Annotated in this window: 2 protein-coding genes; both read right to left on the bottom strand. The window is 73.2% G+C overall.

The window, feature by feature from the left end:
* A partial coding sequence (locus ACFYOP_RS33655; protein ID WP_356899675.1) for a type I polyketide synthase occupies positions 1-1,793 on the bottom strand: 1,793 nt, incomplete at its 3' end.
* A gap of 142 nt (positions 1,794-1,935) precedes the next feature.
* Positions 1,936-4,644: type I polyketide synthase (locus ACFYOP_RS33650; RefSeq protein WP_356899674.1), on the bottom strand; the 2,709-nt coding region annotated here is incomplete at its 5' end.

Raw genomic sequence — 4,644 nt, 5'->3', positions numbered from 1 at the left:
CGAGCCATCGACTCCGCGAACACAGGCACAGCATCGAGGAGTTCGGCCCCCATACCGGCCCACTGCGTCCCCTGCCCCGGGAACACGAACACGGTCCTCCCGGTCTCGTCCGGCGCGACGCCCTGGACGACGTGCGGCGAGGGTTCGCCATGGGCGAGGGCGTCGAGGGCCTTGAGGAGTTCGCCGGTGCTGCCGCCCAGGGCGACCGCGCGGTGCTCGAACGCGGAGCGGGTCGTGGCCAGCGCGTGGGCGACCTCCGCGGTGTCCAGGTCCGGCCGCTGATCGACGTATTCACGCAGCTGTCGTGCCTGGGCGCGCAGCGCCTCCGCGGTCCGGGCGGAGATCACCCACGGCACGACGCCCGCGGGTGTGGCGTCGTCCTGTTCCTCGTTTTCCCCGTCCGCCTCGACGGGCGGAGCCTCCTCCAGCACGGCATGGGCGTTGGTGCCGCTGATGCCGAAGGAGGAGATGCCGACACGGCGCGGCCGGTCGAGCGCCGGCCACTGCACGTCCTCCGTGAGCAGCGAGACGGCCCCGGCCTCCCAGTCGATACGGGAGGACGGCTCGTCCACGTGCAAAGTGCGGGGCAGCAGGCCCTGATCGAGGGCCATGACCATCTTGATGATCGAGGCGGCACCGGCGGCGGCCTGGGTGTGGCCGATATTGGACTTCACCGAGCCCAGCCACAGGGGCCGGTCGGCCGGGCGGTCCCGGCCGTACGTGGCGATCAGCGCCTGCGCCTCGATGGGATCGCCCAGCTTGGTGCCAGTGCCGTGTGCCTCGACCACGTCGACCTGGTCGGGCGTCAGACGGGCGGCGGCCAGCGCCTGGCGGATGACCCGCTCCTGGGAGGGGCCGTTGGGGGCGGTGAGGCCGTTGCTGGCGCCGTCCTGGTTGATGGCGCTGCCGCGGATCACGGCGAGCACCCGGTGCCCGTTGCGGCGCGCGTCCGAGAGCCGTTCCACCAGCAACATGCCGATGCCCTCGGACAACGCCGTGCCGTCCGCGCCCGACGCGAAGGCCTTGACGCGGGCGTCCGGCGCCAGCCCCCGCTGTCGGCTGAACTCGATGAACGAGGCCGGCGAGGACATCACGGAGATGCCCCCGGCCAGCGCCATCGAGCAGTCGCCGTGCCGCAGCGCGTGGCAGGCCAGATGCAGCGCCACCAGCGACGAGGAGCAGGCCGTGTCGACGGTGACGGCCGGGCCCTCCAGACCCAGGGTGTACGCCACCCGGCCGGACACCACACTCGGCGTGTTGCCGATACCGAGGTGCCCCTCCAGCTCGGCCGGCACCTCGGGCAACCGGGTCGCGTAGTCCTGGTAGTTGCTGCCGACGAAGACGCCGGCCTTGCTGCCGCGCAGCGACTGCGGGTTGATGCCGGCCCGCTCGAAGGCCTCCCAGGAGGTCTCCAGGAGCAGGCGCTGCTGCGGGTCCATCGCCAGGGCCTCGCGGGGCGAGATCCCGAAGAACGCCGGGTCGAAGTCGGCGGCGTCGTACAGGAATCCGCCCTCCCGCACATAGGACGTGCCGGAGCGGTCCGGGTCGGCGTCGTAGAGCGCCTCCAGGTCCCAGCCGCGGTTGTCGGGGAACGCGGAGATCGTGTCGCGGCCCTCGGCGACGACCTGCCAGAGGTCCTCCGGGGAACGGACGTCACCCGGGAAACGGCAGCTCATACCGATGATGGCGATCGGCTCGTGGTCCTTGGCCTCGGCCTCGTTGAGCCGGCGGCGGGTCTGGCGCAGGTCGTTGACGACCCGCTTCAGGTAGTCGCGGAGCTTGTCCTCGGTCATGCTCTGGGCAGCGTCGGAGGAACGGGCGGGCTTTGACATCAGGTCACGTCCTAGAAAGGCCGGGAAAGGCCAGTGGTCAGGTGGCACGGTGGGGGGAGGAGAGGGCGGCAGGGCCCCCGACTGGGGCGGAGCGGAGACGGGATCAGAGCTGGCCCAGTTCCTTGTCGATGAGGTCGAACATCTCGTCGTCGCTGACGGGGTCGAACTCCCCCTCTTCCGCGAGCCCTTCGAGCCCTTCGGCTTCCATCGCGGTGCCGCGGGTGTCGTCCCACTTCCAGAGCAGGGCCTGCAGCCGCGCCGCGATCTTGCCTCGCGCGTCGTCGTCCAGGGCGGATTCGAGGAACGCGGCCTCCAGCCGCTCCAACTCCGCCGAGAGGGGCAGGCCGGCCTCCTCCTCCTGCGGTACGAGATCGTCCAGCAGCCGCTGCGCGAGGGCGGCCGGGTTCGGATAGTCGAAGACCAGGGTCGGCGTCAGCCGCAGCCCGGTCGCCGACCGGAGCCGGTTGCGCAGCTCGACGGAGGTCAGCGAATCGAACCCGAGATCCTTGAAGGCCCGGTTCGCCCGTACCTCCTCGGGCGAGGCATGCCCGAGCACGGCCGTGACCTGCTCCCGTACGAGATCCAGCAGCATCCGCTCCTGATCGGCCCGGGCCAGCCCTGCCAGCCGGCCGGCGATACCGGACGCGGCTTCCTCGGTACGGCCCGCGGAGGCCGCCGCCGTACGTCGGACGGCCGACGTGCGGACGACACCGCGGAACAGGGGCGCCATGACACCGGCCGCCGCCTGCGCGCGCAGCTCCGCCAGATCCAGCCGGGCCGGCACGACCACGGCGTCGCCCAGCGCGGTGGCGGCGTCGAACAGGGCCAGGCCCTCGTCCGCGGACATCGGCGCCGCACCGACCCGGGACATCCGGGCCAGGTCGACATCGCTCAGCCGCCCGGCCATACCGCTGCGCTGCTCCCACAGTCCCCAGGCCAGCGACACGGCGGGCAGTCCGCGCTCGTGCCGGTGGCGGGCGAGGGCGTCGAGGAAGGCGTTGGCCGCCGAGTAGTTGGCCAGCCCCGCCCCGCCGAGGGTGCCCGACAGGGAGGAGAAGAGCACGAACGCCGACAGGTCCAGATCCTCGGTCAGCGCGTGCAGGTTCAGCGCCCCGTCGACCTTCGGTCGCAGCACCCGGTCGATCCGCTCCGGCGTCAGCGCCTCGGCCACCCCGTCGTCCAGGACGGCCGCGGTGTGCACCACGGCGGTGAGCGGACGCTCCGCCGGTACGGCGGCCAGCAGCCCGGCCAGCGCGTCCCGGTCGGCGACGTCGCAGGCGGCCACCTCGACCGTGGCACCGAGCCCGGTCAGCTCGGCCACCAGCTCCGGCATCCCGTCGGCGGCGGCCCCGCGACGGCTGGTGAGCAGCAGGTTCCGCACCCCGCGCTCGGCCACCAGATGCCGGGCGAGCAGCCGGGCGAGCCCACCCGAGGCACCGGTCAGCAGGACGGTGCCCTCGGGCGCGAACTCCCACTCCACCTCCTCGGGACGCGAGGCACGGGCCAGCCGCGGCGCGCTGACCTCCGTGCCGTGCACCCGCAGCTGCGGCTCGTCGCCGGCCGCCGCGGCCGCCAGCGTGTCCCAGTCGGGCTCGCCGCCGTCCGTCTCCACCAGCACGAACCGGCCCGGATTCTCGACCTGCGCCGACCGGACCAGACCCCAGACCGGTGCACCGGTCAGGCCCTGCCCGGCCAGGATCACCAGCCGCGACGTGGCGTACCAGTCGTCGGCCAGCCATGCCTGTACGAGGTCCAGGGCGCGGTGCGCGACCTGGCGTACGGCATCCGCGGTGTCGGCGTCCGCCGTGGTGCCGTCGGTGATGTCCGGGACGGAGGCGAAGACCAGCTCGGGGACGGGCGCGGTTGCGGCGGCGAGGCTGCCGAGGTCGTCGTACACGTCGACGTCGCTGTGACCACTGTCGTTGCCGACGACGGCCCAGCGTCCGGTCGGCGCGCCGGACCGCGACACCGCGACCGGCACCCATTCCACCCGGAACAGCGAGTCGCCCCGTGCCTCCCGCGCTCCCGCGAGCTGCTCGGTGCCGACCTGCCGCAGCGTCAGTACGTCGACCGAGGCGACAGGACGGCCCACCGAGTCGGCCACCGTGACGGACACGGCGTCCTCACCGGCCAGGGCGATCCGCACCCGGACCACGTCCGGGCCCTGGGCGTGGAGGGTCACCCCACTCCATGCGAACGGGCGCCGGGTGAGTCCCTCACCGGGTTCGGCCAGCAGCACACCCAGCCCCAGCGGCTGGAGCGCCGCATCGAGCAGCGCCGGGTGGATGCCGTACTCCCTGGCCTCGGCGGCCTCCTCCTCCGGCAGGGCGACCTCGGCGAAGACCTCGTCACCGCGCCGCCAGGCGGCCCGCAGCCCCTGGAAGGCAGGGCCGTACTCGACACCCTGCGCGGCCAGCCGGTCGTAGGCGTCCGCCACTGTGATCGCCTCCGCTCCGGCGGGCGGCCAGGGGGCCAGATCGGTGTCCGACGCCGGCGACTGCTGCGCACCGGCGGGAGCCACCGTGCCGGTGGCATGCAGGGTCCACGGCTCGTCGTCCCCGGCGTCCTGTGCCCGCGAGTGCAGGTTCAGCTCCCGCCGACCCGAGTCGTCGGCCTCCCCGAGCCCGAGCTGGATCCGTACGCCGCCCTTCTCGGGCAGCACCAGGGCTGCTTCGAGGGTGAGTTCCTCTACGGTGCCGCAGTCGACGTGGTGGCCGGCCTGGAGGGCGAGTTCGAGGAACCCGGTGCCGGGGAGCAGGACGGTGCCGGCTACGGCGTGGTCGGCGAGCCAGGGGTGGCTCTGCAACGACAG

Origin of the sequence: Streptomyces sp. NPDC006294 (assembly GCF_042870895.1) — a bacterium.
Taxonomy (GTDB): Bacteria; Actinomycetota; Actinomycetes; order Streptomycetales; family Streptomycetaceae; genus Streptomyces.
This window is presented reverse-complemented; position numbering and strand designations above follow the sequence as displayed.